The sequence below is a fragment of the Rhizobium sp. PvP014 genome, assembly GCF_017876855.1.
In the GTDB taxonomy this organism is placed as follows: domain Bacteria; phylum Pseudomonadota; class Alphaproteobacteria; order Rhizobiales; family Rhizobiaceae; genus Neorhizobium; species Neorhizobium soli.
The window spans coordinates 970,416-995,771 of the sequence record NZ_JAGIOT010000002.1; the positions used below are offsets into that span (position 1 = coordinate 970,416).

21 protein-coding genes and 1 tRNA gene are annotated in these 25,356 nt (G+C 59.9%); 13 read left to right on the forward strand and 9 right to left on the reverse strand.

Annotated elements, in window-relative coordinates; translation table 11 throughout:
• Window positions 1–19: 19 nt before the first annotated feature.
• The 7 genes from J3A65_RS09415 to J3A65_RS09445 form a co-directional block, all read right to left on the reverse strand.
• Window positions 20–1,465 carry a deoxyribodipyrimidine photo-lyase gene (locus J3A65_RS09415; RefSeq protein ID WP_348635210.1) on the reverse strand — a complete coding sequence of 482 codons (1,446 nt, stop codon included), beginning with the start codon at window positions 1,463–1,465 and terminating at the stop codon, window positions 20–22.
• 45 nt (window positions 1,466–1,510) lie between these two features.
• The gene (glp, locus tag J3A65_RS09420; RefSeq protein ID WP_209900860.1) at window positions 1,511–2,728 is read right to left on the reverse strand and encodes a gephyrin-like molybdotransferase Glp; all 1,218 of its coding nucleotides are present in this window, start codon (window positions 2,726–2,728) and stop codon (window positions 1,511–1,513) included.
• On the reverse strand, window positions 2,728–3,207 hold the full coding sequence (moaC, locus tag J3A65_RS09425; RefSeq protein ID WP_113110503.1) for a cyclic pyranopterin monophosphate synthase MoaC: 480 nt from the start codon (window positions 3,205–3,207) through the stop codon (window positions 2,728–2,730). Before moaC ends, glp begins: the two co-directional genes overlap by 1 nt.
• A complete protein-coding gene (trpC, locus tag J3A65_RS09430; RefSeq protein WP_209900862.1) occupies window positions 3,207–4,022 on the reverse strand; it encodes an indole-3-glycerol phosphate synthase TrpC in 816 nt (271 codons plus the stop codon). The genes moaC and trpC overlap by 1 nt, the downstream gene beginning before the upstream one ends.
• Window positions 4,023–4,026: 4 nt before the next feature.
• Window positions 4,027–5,043, reverse strand: coding sequence for an anthranilate phosphoribosyltransferase (gene trpD / locus J3A65_RS09435; protein WP_062456914.1), 1,017 nt, complete (start codon window positions 5,041–5,043; stop codon window positions 4,027–4,029).
• A 19-nt stretch (window positions 5,044–5,062) separates the two neighbouring features.
• Entirely contained in the window at window positions 5,063–6,955 is a 1,893-nt protein-coding gene (locus J3A65_RS09440) for a peptidylprolyl isomerase (protein WP_209900864.1), read from the reverse strand.
• Window positions 6,956–7,280: 325 nt separating this feature from the next.
• Window positions 7,281–7,442, reverse strand: coding sequence for a hypothetical protein (locus tag J3A65_RS09445; RefSeq protein WP_092662350.1), 162 nt, complete (start codon window positions 7,440–7,442; stop codon window positions 7,281–7,283).
• Between the two features lie 351 nt (window positions 7,443–7,793).
• On the opposite strand from J3A65_RS09445, the gene J3A65_RS09450 reads away from it, so the two are divergent.
• Genes J3A65_RS09450 through J3A65_RS09460 form a run of 3 tightly spaced genes read left to right on the forward strand, consistent with a single transcriptional unit; the run spans window position 7,794 to window position 11,452 of the window.
• Window positions 7,794–9,989, forward strand: coding sequence for an ATP-binding protein (locus J3A65_RS09450; protein ID WP_209900866.1), 2,196 nt, complete (start codon window positions 7,794–7,796; stop codon window positions 9,987–9,989).
• Complete coding sequence (locus tag J3A65_RS09455) at window positions 9,982–10,440, forward strand: response regulator (RefSeq protein WP_062456905.1); 459 nt, start codon at window positions 9,982–9,984, stop codon at window positions 10,438–10,440. The genes J3A65_RS09450 and J3A65_RS09455 overlap by 8 nt, the downstream gene beginning before the upstream one ends.
• 4 nt (window positions 10,441–10,444) lie before the next feature.
• A complete protein-coding gene (locus J3A65_RS09460; RefSeq protein WP_342366078.1) occupies window positions 10,445–11,452 on the forward strand; it encodes an HWE histidine kinase domain-containing protein in 1,008 nt (335 codons plus the stop codon).
• An 82-nt stretch (window positions 11,453–11,534) separates the two neighbouring features.
• On the opposite strand, the gene J3A65_RS09465 is transcribed toward J3A65_RS09460, so the two are convergent.
• Together J3A65_RS09465 and J3A65_RS09470 are read right to left on the reverse strand one after the other, a co-directional pair.
• A complete protein-coding gene (locus J3A65_RS09465; protein ID WP_209900868.1) occupies window positions 11,535–11,966 on the reverse strand; it encodes a response regulator in 432 nt (143 codons plus the stop codon).
• Between the two features lie 121 nt (window positions 11,967–12,087).
• Window positions 12,088–12,177 (reverse strand) — tRNA-Ser (locus J3A65_RS09470).
• Window positions 12,178–12,549: 372 nt separating this feature from the next.
• On the opposite strand from J3A65_RS09470, the gene J3A65_RS09475 reads away from it, so the two are divergent.
• The 10 genes from J3A65_RS09475 (at window position 12,550) to J3A65_RS09520 (ending at window position 25,287) form a co-directional block, all read left to right on the forward strand.
• On the forward strand, window positions 12,550–13,638 hold the full coding sequence (locus J3A65_RS09475; RefSeq protein WP_062456898.1) for a septal ring lytic transglycosylase RlpA family protein: 1,089 nt from the start codon (window positions 12,550–12,552) through the stop codon (window positions 13,636–13,638).
• 155 nt (window positions 13,639–13,793) lie between these two features.
• Window positions 13,794–14,963: a D-alanyl-D-alanine carboxypeptidase family protein gene (locus J3A65_RS09480; protein WP_245341505.1), complete on the forward strand. Its 1,170-nt coding sequence runs from the start codon at window positions 13,794–13,796 to the stop codon at window positions 14,961–14,963.
• Between the two features lie 63 nt (window positions 14,964–15,026).
• The gene (gene tmk / locus J3A65_RS09485; RefSeq protein WP_209900869.1) at window positions 15,027–15,707 is read left to right on the forward strand and encodes a dTMP kinase; all 681 of its coding nucleotides are present in this window, start codon (window positions 15,027–15,029) and stop codon (window positions 15,705–15,707) included.
• Complete coding sequence (locus J3A65_RS09490; RefSeq protein ID WP_209900871.1) at window positions 15,704–16,735, forward strand: DNA polymerase III subunit delta'; 1,032 nt, start codon at window positions 15,704–15,706, stop codon at window positions 16,733–16,735. The genes tmk and J3A65_RS09490 overlap by 4 nt, the downstream gene beginning before the upstream one ends.
• Before the next feature lie 94 nt (window positions 16,736–16,829).
• Window positions 16,830–18,386 (forward strand): methionine--tRNA ligase, encoded by a 1,557-nt coding sequence (gene metG / locus J3A65_RS09495; protein WP_209900873.1) that lies wholly within the window; start codon window positions 16,830–16,832, stop codon window positions 18,384–18,386.
• Window positions 18,387–18,394: 8 nt separating this feature from the next.
• Complete coding sequence (locus J3A65_RS09500; protein ID WP_209900875.1) at window positions 18,395–19,177, forward strand: TatD family hydrolase; 783 nt, start codon at window positions 18,395–18,397, stop codon at window positions 19,175–19,177.
• 4 nt (window positions 19,178–19,181) lie between these two features.
• A complete protein-coding gene (locus J3A65_RS09505) occupies window positions 19,182–20,039 on the forward strand; it encodes an MBL fold metallo-hydrolase (RefSeq protein ID WP_209900876.1) in 858 nt (285 codons plus the stop codon).
• Between the two features lie 841 nt (window positions 20,040–20,880).
• Entirely contained in the window at window positions 20,881–22,164 is a 1,284-nt protein-coding gene (locus J3A65_RS09510) for an SIR2 family protein (RefSeq protein ID WP_245341506.1), read from the forward strand.
• Window positions 22,161–24,230, forward strand: coding sequence for an ATP-binding protein (locus J3A65_RS09515; protein ID WP_209900878.1), 2,070 nt, complete (start codon window positions 22,161–22,163; stop codon window positions 24,228–24,230). The genes J3A65_RS09510 and J3A65_RS09515 overlap by 4 nt, the downstream gene beginning before the upstream one ends.
• Window positions 24,231–24,726: 496 nt before the next feature.
• Window positions 24,727–25,287, forward strand: a complete 561-nt coding sequence (locus J3A65_RS09520) for a type II toxin-antitoxin system VapC family toxin (RefSeq protein WP_209900880.1) — start codon at window positions 24,727–24,729, stop codon at window positions 25,285–25,287.
• Window positions 25,288–25,356 lie beyond the last annotated feature (69 nt).

The following is a 25,356-nucleotide window of genomic DNA, read 5'->3' on the forward strand; positions in this document are numbered from 1 at the left end:
TTTTTCTTTGCCCGCTTTTCTACTTGAGCGCCTTGTATGCGGCGAGCGCCCGGTCGCGGGCAAAGCCGTGATCGACGATGGGCTTCGGATAGGTCTCGCCCAGCTCGATCCCGGCCTTCTCCAGCACCGCCGCCGGCGCCTCGAACGGCTTGTGGATGTATTTGCGGTCGAGCTTTGCCAGTTCGGGCACATGCTCGCGAACGTAGTCGCCGTCAGGATCGAATTTCTCGCCCTGCAGGATCGGATTGAAAATCCGGAAGAAGGGCGAGGCATCGGCGCCACTGCCGGCCACCCACTGCCAGTTGGCGGAATTGTTGGCAGGATCCGCATCGACAAGCGTATCGCGGAACCACTGCTCGCCCTTGCGCCAGTCGATCATCAGATCCTTGATCATGAACGACGCCGTGATCATCCGAACCCGGTTGTGCATATAGCCGTGTTTCCACAACTGCCGCATACCGGCATCGACGATCGGATAACCCGTCATACCCTTGGTCCAGGCCGTGAATTGTTTGGCATCGTATTGCCATTCGAATGCGTCGAACTTGTCGTCCCAGTTCTCGCGATCGAGGCCGGGACACTCGATGAGCAGACCGTAGCAGAAATCGCGCCAGGCAAGCTCGCGGCGGAAGTGCGACACGTCTTCCGATGTCTTCGCCGGAAGTCCTCTCGTCTCGTACCAGATGCGGGCCGGGGAAATCTCACCATGGGTGAGGTGGGCAGATAGCGAAGACGTCGCGTCGATCGCCGGAAAGTCCCGACCGCGCTTGTAGTCGTGCAGGTCCCTGTCGATGATGTCCTTTAACTTCTCCCGCGCGCCCTGTTCGCCCGGTGTCCACATTTCGGAAAAACCCGAAGCCCAGTCCGGCTTTGCCGGCAGCAGGTCCCAGCCGTCCAGGCTTTCCGAACGGGGAAATTGCTTCGGGGCAGGGATGGACTTTGGGGTATCCATCGGCTCGTGCGGTTCGCCGAGCTTCTGCATCGCGTTCCAGAACGGTGTAAAAACCTTGAATGGCTTGCCCGCCCCCGTGCGGATCCGGTCCGGCTCGTGGAGAAGCTGGCCATGAAAGGCGCTGATGGCGATGCCCTTGTCTTTGAGGGCGACCGCGATTTCACGGTCGTAGTCCGTGCGTTCATAGGCGCGGTTGACGAAGACGGAGCGGGCGCCGGTATTGTGGGCGATGTCGGACAGAACATCCTCGGCCTTTCCCCTAACGAGGACGAGGTCACTGCCGAGCGCTTTCAGCGCGCCCTTGAGTGCCGTCAGCGAATGATGCAGCCACCATTCCTGCGCGCCACCGAGAGGCCCGATGTTCAGTTCGTCGGGTTCGCGGATATAGACGGGGATGACCGAGCCGCCGGCATCGATCGCGGCATTCAGCGCCGCATTGTCATCGAGACGGAGATCCTTGCGAAACCACAGGATGGTCGGAATGTCTTTGTCAGTTGAATGATCGGCAGGCACGCGCTTCTCCGTTCGAGGCATCGCAAAGGACGCCTGGAAAGCGCCTTAGGAACGAATGAGCAATATAGGGCAGGGTGCACCGGCAGCCAGCTCCGGAGCGTGCGGAGGACGCACGATAAGGCCGTCGGATCGCGAAAATATCTTCATCATCGACGAATCCTGCTTTCCGAAAGCCTTTGCAACGAGATTTCCCGCCGCGTCACGCGTCACGCTCGCGCGAACATAGTCCTGCCGCTGGTCGTTCGCCTTGATAGGCTCCGCTGTGACACCCATGACCTCGCGGTTCCTCTCACTGAGATGCGCGAGCTTTCGCAGCAGCGGCTCGAGGAAGAGGAGACTGGTCACAAGGCTTGCGACCGGGTTGCCGGGCAGGCCCAGCACATGCATGCCGTCGAGCGAACCGACCATCAGCGGTTTGCCGGGACGCATCGCGATCCGCCAGAAATCGAGTTCCATACCGGCGGCCTTCAGCGTCGACTGGACGAGGTCGTGATCGCCGACAGAAGCTCCACCGAGCGTGACCAGCACGTCGGCCTTTTCGAGCTGCGCCCGTGCGACAGCTGCAGCGATATCCGCCTGGTTGTCCTTGACGATGCCAAGGTCGAGAACCTCGCCGCCGTTGGACCGCACCAGTGCGGCGACGCCGAACGTATTGGAGGCAATGATCTGCGCGGTCGCCGGCACACCGCCAGGAACTACAAGCTCGTCACCGGTCGCAAGGATCGCGACCCTTGGTCGCCGATAGATCCCAAGCGTCGGATGGTTCATCGCGGCGGCGACGGTCAGATGGGCGAAGTCGAGCTCTGTGCCGCGCTTGAGGACGATCTCGCCCTCCGCGAAATCCTGGCCGCGGGGCCGCACATGCCGTCCTTCGACGACGGCAAATGCAGTGCGGATCCGGTCGTCCGCGATTCGCTCGGCATCTTCCTGGATGAGGACGGAATCAGCGCCCCGCGGCAGAGGTGCACCCGTGAAGATCCGCACCGTCTCGCCCGGGCCGACAATGCCCTCGAAGGCATGGCCCGCAGACGCCGTCCCGATGACCGACAGTTCCGTGCCCACCGCAGACGCGTCCTCTGCCCGTACTGCGTAGCCATCCATGGCGGACGCGTCGAACGGTGGCTGTGTCAGCCTCGCGGCCAGATCGACAGCCAGCACGCGACCGTCGGCCTCGCCAAGCGGAACATTCACGATATCGTCGATCGGACGCGCTGCAGAGAGCAGCCGGCTCCTGGCATCCGCCACGGGGAGTAGTGCCTTCATCAGCCCTCCAGGCGGTATGTTCCGGACTTGCCGCCGGTCTTCTCGAGAAGCTGGATGCCGCCGATCTGCATGCCCTTGTCTGCGGCCTTCGCCATATCGTAGATCGTCAGGCAGGCAACGGACACCGCCGTCAGCGCTTCCATCTCGACGCCGGTCTTGCCGGTCAGCTTGGCGGTCGCCGTGACGCGCAGGCCGGGCAGGGCGGCGTCTTCGGCAATCTCGACCGAGACCTTGGTCAGCATCAGTGGATGGCAGAGAGGAATGAGATCGCTCGTCTTCTTCGCTGCCATGATCCCGGCGAGCCGCGCTGTTCCAATGACGTCACCCTTCTTGGCATTGCCAGCCAGAATCAGCGCGAGCGTTTCCGGAAGCATCCTGACATGACCCTCGGCCGTCGCCGAGCGCACGGTTTCGGTCTTGTCGCCGACATCGACCATATGCGCTTCGCCGGCGGCATCGAGATGGGTGAGTGTCGCCATTATTCGGCTGCCTGTGCAGTCGGCTGGCCGGACAGCAGCAGCCGCGTCGCCGCAGCAACGTCGTCCTGACGCATCAGGCTTTCACCGACGAGGAAGGTCTCGATATGAGCCTTCTGAAGCCGCTGGCAGTCGGCATAACTGAAAATGCCGCTTTCGCCGACGAGGAGTCGATCGGCTGGCACCATCGGTGCAAGTGTCTCGCTGATGGCGAGATCGAGCTCGAACGTGCGCAGATTGCGGTTGTTGATCCCCACCAGCGGCGCCTCGAGCTTCAGCGCCCGCTCCATTTCAGGGGCGTCGTGCACTTCGATCAGCGCATCCATGCCAAGCTCGCCGGCGGCCTCGTAGATCGCCAGCGCGTCGTCATCCGACAGCGCAGCCATGATGATCAGAACGCAGTCGGCTCCCCAGGCGCGCGCTTCGTGCACCTGGTAGGTCTCGAACATGAAATCCTTGCGCAGAACGGGCAGGGCGCAGGCAGCCTTTGCTGCGACCATGAATTCCGGCGCACCTTGAAAGCTCGGCGTATCTGTTAGAACAGACAGGCAGGCTGCACCGCCGGCCTCATAGGCTGCGGCGAGCGACGGCGGATCGAAATCTGCACGGATCAACCCTTTCGAAGGACTCGCCTTCTTGATTTCGGCAATGAGACCGAAAACGCCGACATCCTTCTTCGCCTGCAATGCACGCAGAAAACCGCGCGGAGCAGGCTGGTCGGCGGAACGAGCCTTCAGCTCAGTGAGCGGCACGCTTGCCTTCGCCGCTGCGATTTCCTCGCGCTTATAGGCTTCGATCTTCTTGAGAATATCCGCCATTCGCTCAATCCTTCTCGTTCGATACGGCCACAAGCCGGTCAAGCGCTGCAGCGGCATTGCCGCTTTCGAGCGCGTTCGTGGCGATCGTCATGCCATCCTTCAGCGTTTCGGCCTTTCCGGCGACGACAAGCGCTGCCGCCGCGTTGCAGAGTGAAATGTCACGGTATGCATTCTTCGCCCCGCCGAGAACCGCACGCAACGCCTTCGCATTGTGGATGCCGTCACCACCCTTGAGGTCGGCAAGCGTTGCCTGCGGCACGCCAAAATCGGCTGGGGTCAGTTCAAAGGAGCGGATACTGCCGCCCTCCAGAGCGCAGACCTGCGTCACGCCTGTCGTGGTGATCTCGTCCAGACCCTGGCCATGCACGACCCAGACAGTCTCGGAGCCGAGACCGCGCAGCACCTCTGCGATCGGCTGCAGCCATTTCGGATCGAAAACGCCGAGCAACTGACGCTTGGCGCCTGCAGGGTTCGAGAGAGGACCCAGAATGTTGAAGATCGTCCGCGTGCCCAGTTCGACGCGGCTAGGCCCCACATGGCGCATCGCCGCATGGTGCATAGACGCAAACATGAAACCGATCCCGGCCTCGCGGATACAACGGGCAATGCGGTCCGGACCGATTTCCAGGTTGACGCCGAGAGCCGACAGAGCGTCCGCCGTCCCCGATTTGGAACTCAACGCCCGGTTGCCATGCTTGGCGACGGGAACGCCCGTACCAGCCACGATGATCGATGCCAGTGTCGAGATGTTGTAGGTGCCGGCACCATCGCCACCGGTACCGACGATATCAACGGCATCGGCTGGTGCGTCGACCCGCAGCATTTTCTCGCGCATGGTCGTTACGGCGCCGGAAATTTCCGCCACCGTTTCTCCTCGTACGCGCAGCGCAATCAGAAACCCGCCTATCTGCGAGGGCGTCGCCTCGCCGGACATCAGAATGTCGAACGCCTGACGCGCCTCATCCAGCGTGAGGCTCTCCCCGGCAGCAACTTTGGCAATGAAGGGTTTCAGCTCAGGCATTCTTTGGCTCTCAAGTCGCTTAGTATTGCGCGGGCGCAGCCGACTGATTGACGGCGGCCTGGTTGATCGAAACACCGTAGGTGTTCTTGAGGCTGTTGACCATCTGATCGAGCATGTCATCGCCGGCAGAATCGGCCATGCGCTGGAGTTGCTCGTCGCCGGCAAGCGCATCGCTCGTGGCCTGATCGACCGCCGTCACCTTCAGAAGAAGGCGGCTCTCGCCGTCCGATCCGAGCGCTGTTCCAGTCACACCGGCCGGACCTGCAAAGGCTGCCGCAATCGCCTCGTTGCCGAAGATGGCGTCCTCGCCGTTGCGGCGCAGGCCGGACTTCGTTTCGATGGCGACGCCGAGATCCTCAGCGATCACTGCCAGCGTCTCGCCCTTGTCGAGGCGACCCTTGAGGTCGGCCGTGCGTGCCGAAAGCGCCTGACGCTGCTGATCAGCCGTCCAGTCGGCAACGGCCCGGTCGCGGACTTCGCTAAGCGGACGTTCCCGTTCCGGCGTGACATTGCGGACCTCGAACCAGACGAAGCCGTCCGTGCCAACCGTCAGCGGCAGCGTATCGGCGCCGGGATCGGTGCGGAAGACGTCGGTCAAAAGCGTGGTGCCACTCGGGAGATCCGCAATGCGCTTGTCCTGCGGATCAAGACCGGATGCATTGGCCGTGACCGTGACGAGCTTGAGGTTCAGATCCTTTGCTGCGTCTTCAAGCGTCGTCCCGTTGCTGCGCAACTCCTCGAAGCGGTCATGTGCCGTGTTGAGTTCCTGCGAGGCGGCCGCGACCGCCATCTGCTGGCGCAACTCGCCCTTGACCTCGTCGAAGGCGCGGGTGGTTTCCGGGCGAACGTTGGAGACCCGCAAAATGACGGGACCGAATGTACCTTGAACGGCTGGCGTGATGCCGCCATTCGCGCCAAGCTTGAAGGCCGCTTCTGCAATTGCCTCATCCGGAACAGCGTCGCGGGTAAAGTCGCCGAGGCGAACGTCGGCTGCGGTTTTGCCCTGGTCCGCCATGACCTGGTCGAACGTCGTCGTTCCGGCGCGCAACTGCGTCGCCGCAGCTTCTGCCATTTCCATGTTGGGGAAGGGCAGCTGCTCGATGGTGCGCGTCTCGCTCGTCTTGAAGCTGGCGATCCGCTTGTCGTATTCGGCCCGCGCCTGCTCGTCGGTGATCGAAGACGCATCCGCGATGTCGGATGGCTGCAGCTTCACATAGGCAAACGTGCGGTATTCCGGGGCACGATAGCGGCTCTTCGCACCTTCGAACCATTGCGCCAGAATATCATCCGTCGGTGCTTTTACGGGATCGATATTGGCGTTCGACAAAAGCAGATATTCGACCGTGCGGCTTTCGTCCCGATACTGCTTCAATGCATCGATCAGAACCTGCGGCGGTTTGAACCCGTCGGACACCGATTCGACGATCTGGCTGCGGACAGCAACCTTGCTGCGCTCCTTGATGTAATCGTCCTCGCGAAGGCCGGCATTGCGCAGGCGGGATGTGAACAAGGCACGGTCGAACTGACCGTTGACGCCCTGGAATGCAGGGTCTTCGCTGATCAGGATACCGAGCTTGTCTTCTGAAAGACCGAGATTCATGTCGTCGGAAAGCTGATCGAGTGCAGCGCCTGCGGCGAGCTGTGCGAACACCTCGTTCTCGACGCCGAATGCACGTGCCTGTTCCGCGGTCAGCGGTGCGCCGAACTGACGACCGATATTAGCGACCTGTCGCTGATAGGCCAGCCTGAACTCTTCAGACGAGATTTGCTGATCGCCCACCGTCAGGACGGTATTGCTGTTCGATCCGATCAGGGAGTGCGAAATGCCCCAGATGCCGAAGGATGCGGCAAGAACCAGGAGCAGGAGTTTTGCGACCCAGGAGCGGGCTGCGTTTCTGAGCGAATTGAGCATCGGCGATATTACCTATCAGTCGTAGTGCCGCCTTTCCGGCGGTTTGAGCGAATGTCTCTAGAACAATCTGCAACGGAAATGAAGGCGTTGACGCGCAAAAGCGCGCAGGCACCACCATTGTCCGCCCCACTGACTATTTCGTGAAGGTAATGGCAGGGATTATATGACGACGACAGTCACGACAGCCGGGCCCGGTGGGCACTCTATCCCCGCTATTGATCGAAACGACCCGTTTCGCCGAACGCTGCTCAGCATCTCCACGGGCGAGCCGTCTCAGGCCCGGCGTCGCGTCCGCTCATTCGCCGCCAGTGTACGTTTTAGCGCGTTAGTGGTAGGTTTCGGTGGAGACGTCGTCGTCCATGATGCGAAATGCTTCGTAAAGCGCTTCGACGAGCACGTCGGTAAGGCTGTCGCCATCGCCGTCCTGCAGGAAAAGGCCAATGGCCTGTTCGGATGGCTGGCTCGTGTGTTCGGTTTCTTTAGACATTCATTGTCCCCTAACTGTCGCGATTGATTCCGACAAGGGCAGGCTAGATAATCGCGCTTGCGTGGAACTGGAGTTCTTCTGGCGCGAAGAGACGCGGCGCCGACAATCGTAAAGGTGAGCAATCACTGTTTGAGGACCATTGGCATTCATCCGAATCTTGCTCGTGTTTGTCAGCGAATAATGAAGTTGGGACGGCGAAGTTCCCTCGATTCCGAGCCGATGGGTAGCGGCTCGGTTTACATGAATCGTCCAGTTTGTATTTTGGCTTGTGAAACGACAGGACTAATTTAGAAGCCTGTTTGGCTCTGAACCGCAGTGGAATGCGGGCGGAGATGAGGGAGAAAAAGCATTTTGGATCGATCGGAAATCAACCTGGAATCCTGCGCGCAGGAGCCGATCCATATACCGGGTGCGATCCAGCCGCATGGTGCGCTGATCGTTCTGCGGCCGACTGATCTCACGGTCCTGCAGGCAAGCCGCAATGCCGGCGCGTTTTTTGGTGCCGATCTGCGCCTCGGCGGTCCGGCGCCGGCGATCCTTGATCCACTGAATGACGACATTAGAAATTGGCATGAGTCGAGCGAAGCCGTTTTCCAGACAGATATCTCCGATGCAACACTGACGGCGCATCGATCTGGTGGACTTGTCATCCTGGAAGTCGAACGTTCGGGAACGCAGACACTCGGCAGCCTGTTTGCGCGCTTGCGCGGTTTTGCGCAGGTTCTGTCGACGCAGGCGGATGTGGCGGGTTCGCTTGCGGCGGCCGCTCGCTTTGTTCACGACCTGACAGGGTTCGATCGCGTCCTCGTCTACAAGTTCGACGACGACTGGAACGGACACGTTGTCGCGGAAGCAGGCAATGGCAGGTTGCCATCGTATCTCGACCTGCGTTTCCCGGCGGGCGACATACCGGCACAGGCACGTGCGCTCTACGCCGCCAATCGCTTGCGGGTCATTCCCGACGCATCCTATGAACCTGTGCCGATAGACGCTGGTCGCGAGATCGGGACCACAGGCAGTCCGCTTGATCTGAGCTTCTCGCAGCTGCGCAGCGTTTCGCCGGTGCATCTCGAATACATGCACAACATGGGCACGGCCGCATCCATGTCCATGTCGATCATTATCGACGGACGCCTTTGGGGGCTTGTCGCTTGCCATAGCGCCGAGCCTCACATGGTTCCGGTCAGGGTGCGCGATGCCTGCGACTTTGTCGTCCAGTCGCTCGCCATGCGGATCGCAGCGCAAGTTCACTCCCAGGACGCCACCCGCCGCGTCGAGCTGGCGCGCATCTCCGGTGATCTTCTGCGGGCAATGACATCTGCCTCGTCCTGGAGCGAGGGATTGGAGACCTTGCCGAAGGATCTGGTCGCGCAGGTTGGGGCCTCGGGAGCCGCCATTATTGCACAGGGAGAGTGCCACAAGGTGGGGATCACCCCGACGGACGACGAAGTTCGCTCCATCGTCGGCTGGCTTTCCGGCAGAGCGGACGACGACATCTTCGCCACCACATCGCTTGCTGCGGACTTTCCATCGGCTGAAGCGTTTGCCGGCGAGACAAGCGGCATCATCGCCATTCGTTTGTCCGAGCTTTACGAGAACTGGCTGATCTGGTTCCGGCCCGAGGTGATCCGCACGGTCCAGTGGGCTGGAGACCCGCATAAGATTGTCCAGGAAAAAGGACGTATCCATCCGCGGAAATCCTTTCAGGCCTGGAGCGAAAATGTCCGGCTCCATTCTCAGGCCTGGAGCGAAGCAGAACTTTCTGCTGCACGCGACCTTCGCAACGCGATCGTCGGGATCGTCTTGCGAAAGGCCGAAGAGCTGGGTGAACTCACCAGCGAACTGCAGCGCTCCAACAAGGAGCTTGAAGCTTTCTCCTATTCGGTGTCGCACGATCTGAGGGCGCCGTTCCGGCACATCGTCGGCTTCGCTCAGTTGCTGACAGACCGGGAAAACAGTCTCGATGAAAAATCGCGCCACTACCTTCGGACCATCTCCGATTCGGCACTGGCAGCGGGCAGGCTCGTGGATGGCCTGCTCAATTTTTCGCAGCTGGGGCGTGCCTCGATCACCCATAAGCATGTCGACATGAACAAGCTTGTCGCCGAGGTTGTGAAGAGCGTGATTCTGAACCAGGACGACCGAGCCATCTCGTGGTCGATCGAGCCGTTGCCGACCGCCTGGGGCGATGCCACGCTGTTGCGGCAGGTCTGGTTCAACATCATCGAAAACGCGGTAAAGTACAGCAGGCACCGCAACCCCGCAGAAATCCGCGTCCGGGGCTCCGTCAAAGGCGATGTGAACACCTACAGCGTCAGCGACAACGGCGTCGGGTTCGACATGGCTTATGTCGGCAAACTGTTCGGGGTCTTCCAGCGGCTCCAGCGCGCCGAAGACTTCGAGGGGACCGGTATCGGCCTTGCTCTTGTGCGCAGGATCGTCGAGCGCCATAACGGAAGCATTACCGCCCATGGGGAAGTGGACAAGGGCGCAACCTTTGTCTTTGCCCTGCCAGGCCCTGAGAAGAAAGGCCGCGCCCATGCCTGAACTACGCCCGATACTGCTTGTCGAAGACAGCCCACGCGACCTGGAACTGACGCTCGCCGCGTTGGAAAAGTGCCAGCTTGCCAACGAGATTGTCGTTGCTCGCGATGGCGCCGAGGCGATCGATTATCTCTTCGGAACCGGGATTCATGAAGGTCGCCCGTCCGGCGATCCGACCGTCGTGCTGCTTGATCTGAAACTTCCCAAGATCGATGGTCTCGAAGTCCTCGAGCGTGTCAAGAAAGACGAGAGACTGCACCACATTCCGATCGTCATGCTGACGTCGTCGAGGGAAGAGCAGGATCTGGTGCGAAGCTACGAGCTCGGCGTCAACGCCTTCGTCGTGAAGCCTGTCGAGTTCAAGCAGTTCTTCAAGGCCATTCAGGATCTCGGGGTATTTTGGGCTCTCTTGAATGAACCACCTCCTGGATACCGCGCCAAAGACGGAGGCTAACAGAGTGCAGCACAATCCACGCCTACTCATGCTGGAGGACAGCCCGCTCGATGCCGAATTGATCCGCGAGCAGCTTGAACTGCTGACGAAAAAGCCGGAGATCCGTCTCGTCAGCAACCGCGGTGAATTTGTGAAAGCGCTGGAAGCGCGCGATTTCGACCTCATCCTTTCGGATTTTTCGCTGCCCGATTTCGACGGTATGGCGGCGCTGGACATGGCAAGCCGCGAGGTGCCGGAGATACCATTCATCTTTGTCTCCGGTATCCTCGGGGAGGAGGCCGCGATCGAATCGTTTCGGCGTGGCGCGACGGACTACGTTCTGAAGCAACGGTTGATACGCTTGCCCGCTGCCGTCGAGCGGGCACTGGCGGAGGCTCACGAGAAAGCCGAGCACCGGCGCGCGCAGAACCAGAAGGAACTGCTCGTCCGCGAACTCAGCCATCGGGTGAAAAATACCATGGCCATGGTCATGTCGCTCGTACGCCGGACGGCAAAGAGCAGTCACACGGTCGATGACTACGCGTCGAACCTGCTTGGCAGGCTTCGGGCGATGGCTGACGCACATGCGCTCCTGTTCGAAACGAACTGGAGCAAGGCGGAGCTTGCCGACGTCGTACGTCGAACCCTGGCACCGTATATGGAGGGCCGCGGCAACCGGTTCGTGATCGATCCCGGTCCGACCGTTCATCTCGACCCGAAGTCCGCGCTGGCGCTCAGCCTGGTCTTCAACGAACTGACGACCAATGCGGTGAAATACGGCGGACTGTCACAGGATGGCGGTCATATCGCGATCAGCTGGGTGCGCGACGCCGTGAAGGAGGGAAAGGCAACCATTACGCTCACCTGGCAGGAGATTGGCGGCCCGACCGTCACGCCACCCGAGCAACAGGGTTTTGGTACGACGCTGGTGGAGCGAAGCATCCAGTATGAACTCCGAGGGAACGTCGAAATAGACTATGCAGAGACAGGCCTCGTTTGCCGGATCACCTTCCCGATACCGTCATTCGACTGAAGTTCGGAACTCCGGCGCGGCTGCCCCTTTAGGCGCCGCGTCGAAACTGTGTCAGAACGAACTTTGATGAGCGCCCGAGCGCCTAGTTCCGGATCTTCGACGAAGGCGCGTCACGTGGTTCCTGAGTGGCCCCGAATGTCTCTTCCATCAGCGAGGAAAGCTTGTGGGCCGTCCAGGGCTTGGGAAGCAGCGGCAATCCCTTCAGCCTCGTCTTGACTTCCGGCAGCTCGGCGTAACCGGTGCAGACGATGATGGGGACAGAACGTGCCTGCAGTTCCTCGATCACCGGAAAGGACAACTCGCCGTGCAGGTTGAGATCGACCACCGCGCCGGCAAGCTCGTTGCGAGGGATGGCATCGAGCGCATCGACCAGACGTCCAAACGGTCCGACGACTTCGTGTCCACGGTCGAGGAGGTAATCCTCCATGTCCATGGCAAGAAGGAGATCATCCTCCAGCAGGAGGATTTTCGCGGATTCGGTATAGGCTGTGCTATCGGACATCATTTCACGCATGGTTAAAACAGGAAGTTGCGAAATGGCGAGCGGTACGCTTTTTTCAAGGGCAAAAAGCCCGAAAGCATTACTGACGTGATGTGTATGGAACGCTGCCACTCTTTTCGGTGCGATCGGCTGATGGCGGAAGAGGTGGGATTCGAACCCACGGTACGGTCTCCCGCACGCCGGTTTTCAAGACCGGTTCCTTAAACCACTCGGACACTCTTCCTCGCTGTCAGGCTTTATAATCGCAGAACTGCTGTCGTCAACTGGAGATGCGCTTCGATTGCTGCACTGGTACCCTAGTCTTTGGCGGGGAAGGCGGCAATCAAAGTATTAATAGAATATTACTTTAAGTATCCGTTAACCATACTGGATACAATTTTAATTACTCAACAGTTTTCGTTCGCATTTTAGCCACGAAAAAAGCAAATCTAGGCATCCATCAAAGACGGGGCCGAACGGGTCTCGCTTGGTTCATTGATCGGAACGACGAATCGATCTTCGAGGCTCAAGCGCTCGTTGTGGCAAGAAATTATGGGGCGGACAGGTTTTGCGTTTGAGTGGCGGTATTGTTTCGCTAAGTGCGAAGTGGCTTGGCATGACGGTGGTTTTCGCGGCGATGGCATCCTGTGCCACGACAAAGCCGACGCCTGAACCTGCGCAGAAGCAGGTGCGCAGCAAGGAATACTTCTCCGAGAAGGAGTATGGCGTCAAAGCCAGTCCGCGCGTCGTCAAGGACGGACAGCCGGTGCCGAAGGGCGGCGGTCGCTTTATGGTCGGCCAGCCTTACCAGGTGAGGGGCAAGACCTACGTTCCCAAGGAAGATCCGCAGTATAACAAGAGTGGTCTCGCATCCTGGTATGGTTCGGCCTTCCACGGCCGTTATACCGCCAATGGCGAGGTCTATGATTCGGCCAGCCTCACGGCAGCCCATCCGACGTTTCCGCTGCCGAGCTATGCCCGCGTCACCAATGTCGAAAACGGCTCGTCGGTCATCGTGCGCGTCAACGACCGCGGCCCGTATCACGCCGGCCGCATCCTCGACGTGTCCAGCAAGACGGCCGAGCTTCTCGATATGAAGCGTTCGGGGACTGCCAAGGTCAATGTCCAGTATGTCGGCCGCGCTCGTATGGATGGTGAGGATACACCATTCCTGATGGCGTCCTACATCCGCAAGGGCGATCGACTGCCGTCCTTCAATCCGGGTGGCGGTCAGAGTTCAAGCGGCGTGATGGTCGCGTCGAACCAGCCATTGCGTGACCAGATGCAGAGCTTCGGTTCGTCCGTACCGACGCCTGCCGCCTATCCGAGCCGTGCGCAGAGCAACGCATCCTCGAAGAGGGGCTTCCAACAGGCCGAGCAGTATGCGGCGTCGCCGCGCCCGGTCGAGCGTTCGACGGCTGAGACTGTTCGTGCCCAAGCACCGCAGCGACAGGTCGCGGCAGTTGCGCCAAAGCCGGCACCAGTTCAGGCTCCGACCCAGAAGGCGATCGCAGCCCCGGCTCAGCAGCAGGTTGCAAGCCAGCAGCGTTACGTTCAGCCAGTCGCTCCGGCGCGGGCAGAACAGCAGATCCGCCCGGTCGCAAACCGGGCACAGCAGGCCTGGACCTCCGAAACTGCCTATGTCGAGCCGCCTAAGGGCCACAAGCAGCAGGTCATGTTCGGCAACGTCCTGCTGCAGGACTAAGCGGCCCGGCACGGCCCGACCCTGAGGCGCCGCGTCTGACGTCCCGATCGGCAGCGCGTTGTTCGCGCTGTCTTCCACAAAGCATCCTATCTCCGAAAATTGATTCCGGTTCGCGGATCGATGCTGTAGGCATAGGTCGAAACGTTTCTGGGGGCATGATGCGACGCTTTCTGTTTTCGGCCTGCCTGTGCGTCACGGCAGCCTTTTCCGCGACACAGACCGTGTCTGCGCAGGACGCCGCACCAGCCTTCGCGACCAAGGCCAGACAGGTCTATATGGTCGAGGAAAAGACCGGCACGGTGCTGCTTTCGGCAAACGAAAACCAGTCTCTTCCGGCAGCCTCGCTCGCCAAGCTGATGACCATGGAAGTGGTGTTCAGCGCGCTCCAGCGCGGCGAGATCACGCCCGAAACCAGCTATCCCGTAACCGAGTTCGCCTGGCGCACCGGTGGCGCGCCTTCCGGCACTACGACCATGTTTGCGGCGCTAAAATCGCAGATGAAGGTCGACGACCTGATCCGGGGCGTGATCATCCAGAATGCCAACGACGCCTGCATCATTCTGGCAGAAGGACTGTCTCGCTCGGAGGCCGAATTCGCGACGCGCATGAACGCGCGCGCCAAGGATCTGGGGCTTACGCGCTCTGCATTCGGCAATTCCACGGGCCTTCCGTCTGCCGAAAGCCGGACCACCACCCGTGACATGGTGGAACTCGCGCGGCACCTTCAAAAGACATATCCGCAATACTACCCGCTCTATGCCCAGCCGGACTTCACCTGGAACAAGATCTTTCAGCGCAACAAAAACCCGCTGCTTGCGCTCAATCTCGGCATAGACGGGCTTGGAGCCGGCTATGCGGAAGGCGCAGGTTTCTCGTTCGTCGCTTCGGCACAGCGCGAAGGAACGCGGCTTTTCCTCGCCATGGGGGGACTTGCCAGTGACAAGGAACGGGTGGAAGAGGCGCGCCGGGTGATGGAGTGGGGGCTCTCCTCGTTTCAGACCAAGGTGATCTTCGCGCAAGGCGAAGTGATCGGCCAGGCAAGCGTCTATGGCGGCACCAGCCGCCACGTCGATCTCGTCGCGCAGGAGCCGGTCGATCTCTACCTGCCGACCAACAGCCCCGATCGCCTTTCGGGTCGGATCGTCTACCGCTGGCCGCTCCGTGCACCCGTCACAAAAGGGCAGGAAATCGGCGTTCTGCAGATCTCATCCGGAGACCGTCTGGTCCGGGAAGTACCACTGATGACGGCGGATGCCATTGAAGGCGGTACACTCTTCAACAAGGCGACCGATGCGGCTCTGGAACTGATGTTCTTCTGGCTTTGACATGTTCCGTGACGCGTAGATATCGGCTATGAACCGTCCGACAGGCGCAATACGGAACTAGGTGTGACACAACAATCCGGGCTATTCGTGACATTCGAAGGCGGGGAAGGGGCGGGGAAATCCACCCAGATCCGCAGGCTTGCCGATCTCCTGCGCAGGCGGGGATACGACGTTCTGATGACGCGGGAGCCGGGCGGTTCGCCGGGCGCCGAAGCGGTCCGCCACGTCCTGCTGTCGGGTGCAGCGCAGGAGTTCGGGACTAGGCTCGAAGCGATCCTGTTTGCGGCGGCCCGCAACGACCACGTCGAGGAGGTCATCCGGCCGGCGCTCGCAAGCGGCGCAATCGTTCTCTGCGACCGCTTCATCGATTCCTCCCGCGTCTACCAGGGCGCCACCGGCAATCTGGAGTCCGATCTCATCGAGGCCTTGCAGCGTGTCGCGATCGACGGCGTCAAACCGGATTGTACCGTGATCCTCGATCTGCCCGCAGAAATCGGCCTTGGCCGTGCCCGCAAACGCGCGCCGGACGAAGCCCCCGACCGTTTCGAGCGGGAAGAGATCGAGACCCACGAAACGCGCCGCCAGGCTTATCTCGCGATTGCCGCCGCCGATCCCGGCCGCTGTCACGTCATCGATGCCGACCGCGACGAGGAGATCATCGCCAAGGAGATCGCAGCGCTGATCGAGCCCATGGCTTTGAGCCTCGGCGCTGATCAGGCCGGCGGCCCGGGTTCATCCAAATGAGCGACCAGGATCCGCACATTCTGGACGGCGCCATTTCGCCCTCCAGAAATCCGCACCTGTTCGGCCATCGTGCCGCGGAGGATTTTCTCAGTGCAAGCTACAAAACGGGCAAGGGCCATCACGCCATCCTGATCGAGGGGCCGGAAGGGATCGGCAAGGCGACGCTGGCATTCCGTTTCGCCAATCATGTCCTCTCCCATCCGGAACCGGAAAGCGCGCCTGATCACATTGCCGATCCGGATCCAGACAGCGCCGTCAGCCGCCAGATCGCCTCCGGCGCCTCGCACAATCTTCTGCATCTATCTCGTCCGGTGGACGAGAAGACGGGAAAGATGAAGACGGCCATCACCGTCGATGAAGTGCGGAAAGCCGGGCACTTCTTTTCCCAGACATCCGGGACCGGAAACTGGCGCATCGTCATTATCGATGCGGCCGACGACCTCAACCGCAATGCAGCCAACGCGATCCTCAAGATCCTCGAAGAGCCGCCGCGGCGTGCGCTTTTCCTGGTTCTCTCGCATGCCCCCGGACGGCTCTTGCCGACCATTCGTTCCAGATGCCAGCCGCTCAGGCTGTCACCGCTCAGTGATGCCGATCTTGCAAGCGCGCTTGCAGTACTAGGCAGCCCGCTCGATGGCGGCAAGACCGAGGAAATGGTGCTGACTCAATCCAAGGGTAGCGTCGCGCAGGCACTCAAACTTCTGAATTACGGCGGCGCCGATATCATATCGGCGTTCGACGATGCCGTCTCGGCGGATGGACCGGCCGCGCGCAAGGCAATGCACCGGCTCGCCGACGTTCTCGCAGGCAAGGACAGCGACGTCATCTTCGGCTTCTTTCTCGAGCATCTGTCGGACCATCTCGTCAAACGGGCGAGGGAGGCCGCATTGTCAGGCGATCTCGCCACGGCGGACCGCAGGGCAAAGCTGGTTTCCGATATGACCGAGAAGTTGAAGATCGCCCAGGCCTATAACCTCGATCGCAAGCAGACGCTGATGTCCATTCTCGAGAGCGCCAGGCTCGCCTGATCGTCGATCCGGACCATGGCGGGAAGTTTGGGTTTCGCTTGTCTGCAACATGCGCTAAGAGCGGCGTGACTTAACATCTGTCCGAGTACAGCCCATGCCGAACAAGACACCTTTCTATATCACCACAGCGATTTCCTATCCGAACGGCAAGCCGCATATCGGTCACGCCTACGAACTGATCGCGACGGATGCGATGGCGCGCTTCCAACGCCTCGACGGCAAGGATGTCTTCTTCCTGACGGGCACGGACGAGCACGGCCAGAAGATGCAGCAGACGGCCCGCAACGAAGGCATTTCGCCGGAAGCGCTAGCCGAGCGCAATACCGAACAGTTCCGGGAAATGGGCAAGCTGCTCAATGCCTCGAACGACGATTTCATCCGCACGACAGAACCGCGCCACCATCAGGCGAGCAAGGACATCTGGAACCGGATGTCCGCTGCCGGCGACATCTACAAGGATACCTATGCGGGCTGGTATTCGGTCCGCGACGAGGCCTACTATGCGGAAGACGAAACGCAGCTGCGCGACGGCACCCGCTATGGTCCGCAGGGCACGCCTGTCGAATGGGTTGAAGAGTCGAGCTACTTTTTCAAGCTGTCCGAATACGGCGACAAGCTGCTGAAGCATTACGAGGATCATCCGGACTTCATCGGCCCGGCCGAGCGCCGCAACGAAGTGATCTCCTTCGTGAAATCCGGCCTGCGCGATCTCTCCGTATCCCGCACCACGTTCGACTGGGGCATCAAGGTTCCCGATGATCCGGCGCATGTCATGTATGTCTGGGTCGACGCGCTCACGAATTACCTGACCGCGACCGGCTACCTCGACGACCCGAACGGTCCACGCGCCAAATACTGGCCGGCGGATGCGCATATCATCGGCAAGGATATTATCCGCTTCCATGCTGTTTACTGGCCCGCTTTCCTGATGTCGGCAGGTCTGCCGCTCCCTAAGCGCGTCTATGCCCACGGCTTCGTGCTGGCAAAGGGCGGCGAGAAGATGTCGAAGTCGCTCGGCAACGTGCTCGACCCGTTCGAACTGATCGGCCATTTCGGCCTCGATGCGATCCGCTATTACCTGCTGCGGGAGATCTCCTTCGGCCAGGACGGCACCTGCAGCGAAGACGCGATCGGCACGCGCATCAACGCCGATCTCGCAAACGGCATCGGCAATCTTGCCAGCCGCTCGCTGTCGATGATCGTCAAGAATTGCGACGCGAAGATCCCGGCACCCGGCGAATTGACCGACGCAGACCGGCAGATGCTGGCCTCCGTCGATGCGCTCCTGCCGATCTGCCGCGACGACATGGAAAAGCAACTCGTTCACCGCGCGCTGGCGGCAATCATCGCCGTCGTGTCCGAAACCGACCGCTATTTCGCAGCCCAGGCGCCGTGGGTTCTGAAGAAAACTGATCCCGCCCGGATGGAGACGGTCCTTTACGTGGCCGCCGAAGTGGTTCGCCAGATCGCCATCCTGCTGCAGCCGTTCATGCCGGACTCGTCGTCAAAGCTTCTCGATCTGGTGGCTGCACCTGCCGGATCGCGTGATTTCGCAGCACTCGGCAAAGTTCGCCGCCTGACACCCGGCACGGTGCTGGAAGCCCCAAGCCCGGTCTTTCCGCGCTACGTTGCGCCGCAGCCGGCGGCATAGGGCAAGTCATGCTGATCGATACCCATTGCCATCTGGATTTTGCGGATTTCGACTCCGAACGCGACGAACTGATCGAGCGCGCCCACGAAGCCGGTGTCCGGCAGATGGTGACGATCTCGACACGCGTCAGGAAGCTGGACAGCCTGCTGGCCATCACGGACAAATATCCGTCGGTATTCTGCTCCGTTGGCACGCATCCCAACAATGCCAGCGAAGAGCTGGATATCCAGGCGGAAGACCTCATTCGTCTCGCCAATTCGCATGACAAGATCGTCGCGATCGGCGAAGCGGGTCTCGATTATTTCTACGACACGCAAACGCCGGCCGACCAGAAGACCGGTTTTATCAGACATATCGAAGCTGCACGCGAGACCGGGCTGCCGCTGGTGATCCATAGCCGCAGTGCCGACGACGACATGATCGAGATCCTGACAGCTGAAAGCGGGAAGGGGGCTTTCCCCTTCATTCTGCATTGCTTTTCGGCCGGACCCGACCTCGCCCGTGCCGGCATCGAGCTTGGTGGCTATGTATCCTTCTCGGGCATCCTGACCTTCCCGAAATCCGAAGATATCCGGTCCATCGCGAAAACGCTGCCGACGGACCGGCTGCTGGTCGAGACCGATGCACCTTATCTGGCGCCAAAACGCTGGCGCGGAAAGCGCAACGAACCGTCCTACGTGGTCAATACCGCAGAGGTGCTGGCCGATGTTCACGGCCTGACTTACGAAGAGATGGCTGCGATCACGACGGAAAACGCGTTCCGCTGCTTCTCCAAGATGCCGAGGCTTTGAGGTGATGGCGGCCCGGGTCGGAACGAGCACCGGATATCGGCGGCGCTTTACCGTTCTCGGCTGCGCGTCTTCGCCGGGCGTACCGCGGCTCAACGGCGACTGGGGCGATTGTGACCCGGAAAACCCGAAGAACCGGCGCACGCGCGCCTCGTTCATGGTGGAGCAGATCGCGCCGGATGGCGGCAAAACTGTTGTCGTGATCGATACCGGCCCGGACTTTCGCGAGCAGATGATCGCCGCAAGCGTCCAGCGCATCGATGCCGTTCTGTACACCCATCCACACGCCGATCATCTGCACGGCATCGACGATCTACGCGGCTATTTCATCATCCAGAAGCACCGCATTCCGATCCATGCCGATCCGTCGACGATGGACCGCATCCGCCAGGGCTTCGGCTATTGCCTGGAAACACCGGCCGGCGGCAGCTATCCGCCGATCGTCAAGCCGGTGCTGATCGAGACGATGGATGCACCGATCGTCCTAGACGGTCCGGGCGGCCCCATCCAGTTCCAGCCGCACAGGCAGGTCCACGGCGATATCCAGTCTCTGGGCTTCCGGATCGGCAACGTGGCGTACTGCAGCGATGTCAGCGACTTTCCGCCGGAAACAGTGCCGAAGCTCACAGGACTGGATACGCTCATCATCGACGCGCTCCAGTACCGTACGCATCCGAGCCATCTGTCACTTGAGCAGGCACTCGACTGGATCAGCCATCTGGCGCCAAAGCGCGCGCTGCTGACCCACATGCATATCCCACTGGACTACGATCGCGTCATGGCTGAAACGCCGGGCCATGTCGAACCGGCCTATGACGGCTTGGCGTTCGAAGTCGATGTGACGGCGGATGATCTGCAGCTCTAAGGGAGAAGGCCAAGGTCCTTCACTTCAAGACATATCCTGTAGTTCCATAATCTATCTTATCTGATCTTTGGATATAACTGCAAAAAAGGTAGACTGTCACACTCCCCGCATGTGAATAGCGTGTGTCTCGTCCGATAAAATAATCTCCCGGAGACGATTGATCGGATTGATCCGCTTTAATTGGGCTCCCGACACCAAGCCGGGCGGCTTAGGGGCTTCAACGCATCATGGAGATACAGCCGAGAAGCTTCAATCAATTCTTCCCAGTCGTTATCTCTTGCAGCTTCCGCAAGGCGCTCTTCCAGGACACCAATGTTGTATTGCCCTCCCCGATCCTCCGGGCTCGCGTCGCGGTCATCGGCCTGAGGGCGCGCCGCGGCATCCCCCTCCGCCGCCGCCGTTGGCCTTCTCAACAGAAAAAAGGAGGCCGAGGCGATACTTGGAATTCTCGATGAGGAATTGCAGCGGGATCCCACCGACCGCAGGGAAGCCCCCTTCTCTCGGGAACGTTCTTCGCACGCCGGATGCCACCCGGTCGGGGCCATTGATGTCTTCGGCCGCGATGCTCATGACCTCACGAAATTTGAACGGGACATGAATCCATGGTGCGCTACACCTCCTGCAAGGCGCAAACTCCCAACATTACAATCCAAGACTGCAACCCGCATCACCTACCAGGCGACGACCGTCCCGTCGCGTTTATGCCATCCGAGACCCGACGTATGACCCTTAATCGCAGACCCGGCGTCTACGGGCGCGCCCTGACATGCCCATGAGCCTGGTTTAACTTCAACGACGACTGGTCAGACGCTAAACTAGAGGTAGTGATTCGGAGGATGGCATGACGGAAATGGGAAAGCACTATTACAGAGCTGGAAACGCCTCCCATTCCTGCGAAGACGTGCCTAGCGACGAAAAGCAGTTGTCTGATTTTGTGGCAAAGCATCGGAAGAAGATCGAGCCGTGGCTTTCTGCGACATTCCAAGCTGAGCATCTGAACTTGCTCGTCGGCAGCGGGTTTACGACGGCCGTCGGGAAGATTGCAGGATCAGCCGCGACTGGCATGGGCACGATATCAATTGGAGGAGCCTGTGAACCGTACATCAACGCCCATGCGGAATCGATGGCCAAGAAGATGGGAAGAGGCTCCGCAAACATTGAGGATCAGTTCCGGAGTGCGCTGGCCGTACTGGCGGGTCAGGAGATCACTGACCCCACTGATGCCGACGATCTTCGAAAGCGCATCAGCAGTCAGATGCGAGTGTTTCTCGAATCCTTGCTCGATACGGAAATCGGCATCGTAGACGCTTCGGGTAAGAACCAGGTCAACATGGAGATCGCACTTCAGTCCTTCCTTCTCAGCTTTGCCAGCCGCACTGCGTCGCGTGAGCGCCTCCACATCTTCACCACGAATTACGACCGCCTAATCGAACATGGATGCGATCTTGCTGGGATAAGAATGATCGACCGCTTCGTCGGCGCATTGAATCCGGTCTTTCGGGCGTCACGGCTGGATGTCGACTACCACTACAACCCGCCGGGCATCCGCGGAGAACCTAGGTTTATGGAAGGTGTCGTGCGCCTCACCAAGCTTCACGGGTCGCTGGACTGGATCTATGACGACACGCGTAGAACGATCTCGAGACTAGGCTTGCCGTTTGGCGCGCCGCGGGATCATACGGGCATTCCCAAGGACCCCGTCGACACCGTGATGATCTATCCAAATCCTGCGAAAGACTTCGAAACCACACACTATCCTTACGCGGAACTATTCAGGGATTTCGCGGCATCCGTCTGTAGGCCGAATGCGGTTCTTTTCATATACGGCTACGGCTTCGGTGATGATCACATAAACCGCGTGATCCTGGACATGCTCTCGATCCCGTCGACCCACGTCGTGGTCGCCGCCCGGTCTGTGAGCGAGCGACTGGAATCCTTCCTGTCTAAGACCCGCGAAGCACAAACCACACTGCTGGTCGGGACGCATTTCAGCGACCTCCAGACAATGACCCGGAACTACCTTCCAAAACCAGCTCTCGACTTCATCACGGCTCGGATGACCGCCCTTCTCAAGGAGCGCCCGCTAGAAATTTCGGTGACGGCCCCAGAGGAGGCAGTCAAGTGAGCTATCCCGTTCAAGCCTTGTCGGATCTCGTCATAGGAACGGTCGAGATCGTCTCGCCCTCAGAGATCGTCGTGTCACTGGGTGGAGAAGCGCCTCAGGCCATCGCGTTAAATACCGGTATCCCGACGCCGTTCCCACGGATCAACAGCTACGTCCTGCTTCCAAACGAAGTCGGCGCAACGGTCGCATACGTGACCTGGATCGGGGTGATGAAGTCGCCAATGCCACGAGGTGGCCAGAGGGAGCTAGGCTTGCTGGATTTGCCGTTCCCGACAAGGAAGATGTACGTCTCTCCGATCGGCACGCTGCTTCTTCGTAATGGACGCGATAACAATCCGAGGCATGAGCTTTCACGAGGCGTGCTGGCTTTCCCATCCGTGGGCGACCAAGTTCTGATTCCCACGCCCGATCAGGTTGCCGCGATCGTCGGGGCCGGCGACACGGATCGTCGGGTCTTGATCGGATCCTCTCCCCTCGCGATGGATGCCGACATCATGGTGGATCCGGACAAGATATTCGGTCGGCACCTTGCCGTGCTCGGAAACACGGGAAGCGGGAAATCCTGCTCCGTGGCAGGCCTGATCAGGTGGTCGATCGATGCGGCCGACAAAGAGAGAAAGAAGGCGGGGAAGCCGGGCGCGCCCAACGCACGGTTCATCATCCTGGATCCCAATGGCGAGTACAGCCGGGCATTCGCCGATGACCCGGCCAGCGTCCGTGTCTTCCGGGTGCCTCCCCTTCGTGGAGAAGAAAAGGCACTCAAGGTCCCGGCATGGCTTTGGAACGGTGCGGAATGGAGCACGCTTTCCCATGCCCAGCCAGCAGTCCAGCGTCCGTTGCTTCTGCAAGGGTTGAGAGAACTGAAAAGCGGAAAGCAGCTAGATATCACGCCGGAAGCACAGGTTGCACGCCTGGCGTCATCATATCTCGCATCCATTAGGTCAGCACTGGCAAACGGCCGCCAAGAATATACAGGTTTCCCCGGCAACAAGAACTTCGGGGGCGTTCTTGCCACGTTGACTGTCGACTGCGAACTCTGGCCGGACCGAGTGGATACGGCTCACCATGACGCTGTCGGACACGTCCAGGCAACCGTCGCAGCTCTTATTCGAGCAAAGCTGGAACGAGTGAAGTACTGGAGCGATTTCGCAGCCGCTGATCTGGAGGAAGTTGCCGCCTCGCTCGAAGCTCTGCTCGTCTCGCTTCCCAGTGCCGAGGCCGACGAGCACATGCATGAGGATGCGCCACTCGCCTTCGACGTATCCAGTCTGGCAAGCCATCTGGAAGGACTCGCTGCCAGACAGTCGGCAAACGTTGCAAACTTCGTTTCGACGCTTGGATTGAGGATTCGAGGCATGCTGGCGGACAGCCGCCTCGGGAGCGTTGTGAACGATCCCGATCCTCCGGAATTCAAGGACTGGCTGGAGGATTACGTCGGCGCAAACCGTGCTTCGAACGGCAACATAGCCGTGATCGACCTTTCTCTCGTGCCCTCGGACACGGTGCACATCATTGTCTCCGTGCTGGCGCGGGTAGTCTTCGAGGCTCTCCAGCGGTTTCGCCGGGATACCGGAAAGTCACTGCCGACTGTTCTCGTGCTTGAAGAGGCCCACAACTTCGTCAAGGGAACTGGCGCGACCAACCGTGAGAGCTGGAATGCGGACGATCTCTGCCGGGACATTTTCGAACGCATCTCCCGCGAGGGGCGGAAGTTCGGACTAGGCCTGCTGGTCTCGTCGCAGCGACCCTCGGAACTCTCACCAACATTGCTTGCCCAATGCAACACGTTCCTGCTTCATCGGATTGTCAATGATGCTGATCAGAAGCTGGTCTCGAGGCTCGTACCCGACAACATCGGCGGATTGCTGAAGGAACTTCCGGGCCTCCCCTCTAGGCACGCTATCCTTCTGGGGTGGGCGGCGCCGATCCCGGTTCTCGTAGAGATGCGAGAATTGCATTACGACCATCGGCCGAGGTCCGACGATCCAGCCTACTGGGATGTGTGGACCGGCAAGGAGGAGCGTGATGTTGACTGGGGTGCGATTGCGGCGGGATGGCAGCAGTAGGTAGGTTCCTACTCCCAACGTTAGCGATCAAGGATTTTACGGATACGGTAGCTGCTGAAGGCTCCTATCTCGTGCACATTCTAGGATCAGATGGTCGTTGGCAGGGCCGACATTTCGATATCGATTAAAATGTGCCGAGCCTCTTGTTGCGGGATCGATCACCGGCTACGTTTTAGATACTGGGGTTGAAACAAAATTATGGCTTGTCGTCGACGCCTCCCGAGATGATCCCAGGTTTCGAAAATAGATCTTCAAGGGACTGCCCTTGCGGCGTGAACGTTACCTCGTAGGTACCGTTGGCATCGATGACTGTCTGCGGCCCATCGACTCGAGCCGCATCGAACAAGTCGTCGACGCGGGCTCCGACCTCACTCCGTTGCCATTCTGAATCGTGCATTATTTCGTCACTCCAAGTGCTTTCGGAAATACATTTCGAACGATAGCGCGTAGCCGGGCAGTTGCATTAGCAATTCACATTGCACACAGGAATACGCCAGTGCGTAAGCTTTTCCTCATGGATACGAACATCGTCAGCCATATGGGCGACAAGAAGAAACGGCCCGGCCTCCGGCCATGGCTACTTGACGTCGGCAAGAAGAATCTTGCGATCTGCTACCCGATCATAGCAGAGCTTCTTCGAGGGGCCTATCTTCTTAAGCCGGACAATCCCGCCAAGGCTGCAGAAATTCTTACTTGGGTGGAAAACATCCGACAGACGAATTTCCCAGTTCTTCCAATGAACCTCGATGTCGCTGACGTTTATGCGAAAATGACCTCGACACCTCGGCTAAAGCAGATGTGGATATCCGATGGAAAATCGAAACGGAACCGTCTAGGCCACGACCTGATGATCGCGGCCGTCTCAATCGTGCACCGGACGCCGATCATAACGGAGAACGTCGACGACTTCCTGTCTATCGACCGAAGCTTCCCCTTGCCTGGAGTGTACCACCCAAACGAGAGCACATGGTATGTTGCCCCGACGGTCGACCGGCAAATACCGGTCTTCGATCACAGCAGGCCAGATCCGCAGGTCATCCGCCTTCCCAGGATGTAGTCGCTTACCGAAGGGCCCCGGAAGAAATACAACCAGCAGAACCAGACCTTACAATTGAAACAGACGAGA

Coding starts and splice junctions, on each gene's coding strand:
- glp (WP_209900860.1), bottom strand. CDS start 2,728: ATGAAGGCACTACTCCCCGTGGCGGATGCCAGGAGCCGGCTGCTCTCT.
- moaC (WP_113110503.1), bottom strand. CDS start 3,207: ATGGCGACACTCACCCATCTCGATGCCGCCGGCGAAGCGCATATGGTC.
- trpC (WP_209900862.1), bottom strand. CDS start 4,022: ATGGCGGATATTCTCAAGAAGATCGAAGCCTATAAGCGCGAGGAAATC.
- trpD (WP_062456914.1), bottom strand. CDS start 5,043: ATGCCTGAGCTGAAACCCTTCATTGCCAAAGTTGCTGCCGGGGAGAGC.
- J3A65_RS09440 (WP_209900864.1), bottom strand. CDS start 6,955: ATGCTCAATTCGCTCAGAAACGCAGCCCGCTCCTGGGTCGCAAAACTC.
- J3A65_RS09445 (WP_092662350.1), bottom strand. CDS start 7,442: ATGTCTAAAGAAACCGAACACACGAGCCAGCCATCCGAACAGGCCATT.
- J3A65_RS09455 (WP_062456905.1), top strand. CDS start 9,982: ATGCCTGAACTACGCCCGATACTGCTTGTCGAAGACAGCCCACGCGAC.
- J3A65_RS09465 (WP_209900868.1), bottom strand. CDS start 11,966: ATGCGTGAAATGATGTCCGATAGCACAGCCTATACCGAATCCGCGAAA.
- J3A65_RS09475 (WP_062456898.1), top strand. CDS start 12,550: ATGACGGTGGTTTTCGCGGCGATGGCATCCTGTGCCACGACAAAGCCG.
- J3A65_RS09480 (WP_245341505.1), top strand. CDS start 13,794: ATGATGCGACGCTTTCTGTTTTCGGCCTGCCTGTGCGTCACGGCAGCC.
- J3A65_RS09490 (WP_209900871.1), top strand. CDS start 15,704: ATGAGCGACCAGGATCCGCACATTCTGGACGGCGCCATTTCGCCCTCC.
- metG (WP_209900873.1), top strand. CDS start 16,830: ATGCCGAACAAGACACCTTTCTATATCACCACAGCGATTTCCTATCCG.
- J3A65_RS09500 (WP_209900875.1), top strand. CDS start 18,395: ATGCTGATCGATACCCATTGCCATCTGGATTTTGCGGATTTCGACTCC.
- J3A65_RS09505 (WP_209900876.1), top strand. CDS start 19,182: ATGGCGGCCCGGGTCGGAACGAGCACCGGATATCGGCGGCGCTTTACC.
- J3A65_RS09510 (WP_245341506.1), top strand. CDS start 20,881: ATGACGGAAATGGGAAAGCACTATTACAGAGCTGGAAACGCCTCCCAT.